Here is a 447-nt window from a genome sequence, read left to right on the forward strand (position 1 = left end):
GGTCGCCGCCGGTTACGGCTGCGTCGTGGGGGTGGACGTGGGCGAGACCCGGGTCCGGGTCGAGCTGTTCGACCTCGCCCTCACCGAACTCGCGGCGGCGGATCTGCCGCTGTCGGACAGCGGCCACGACGTCGACCACGTCGTACGGCTGATTCTCGACGGTCTGTCGGCCGTCGTCCGTGACGCGGGCATCTCCGAGAGCGATGTGCTCGGGGTGGGTGTCGGGGTCCCCGGCATCGTCGGGCAGGGTGACGGGGCCGGCGGCCCGGGTGGATCGGGAGGGTCGGGCGGTCCGGGGGGCTCGGGCGGCTCCGGTGCCGACCTCGGCAGCGGCGAGGGCATCGTCGTGCACGGCCAGACCATCGGCTGGAACGCGGTCCCGTTCGGCCGCCTGCTGCGGGCCGGCACCGACCTGCCGCTCTACATCGACAACGGTGCGAAGACGCT

General features: G+C 73.6%; 1 protein-coding gene. It reads left to right on the forward strand.

Going from position 1 to position 447, the window contains the following annotated elements; genetic code table 11:
• Window positions 1-447 (forward strand): ROK family protein (locus CAY82_RS27565; protein ID WP_140399172.1); only part of this gene is annotated, 447 nt, incomplete at both ends.

This window comes from Pseudomonas sp. SID14000, from assembly GCF_002165135.1.
Taxonomy (GTDB): domain Bacteria; phylum Pseudomonadota; class Gammaproteobacteria; order Pseudomonadales; family Pseudomonadaceae; genus Aquipseudomonas.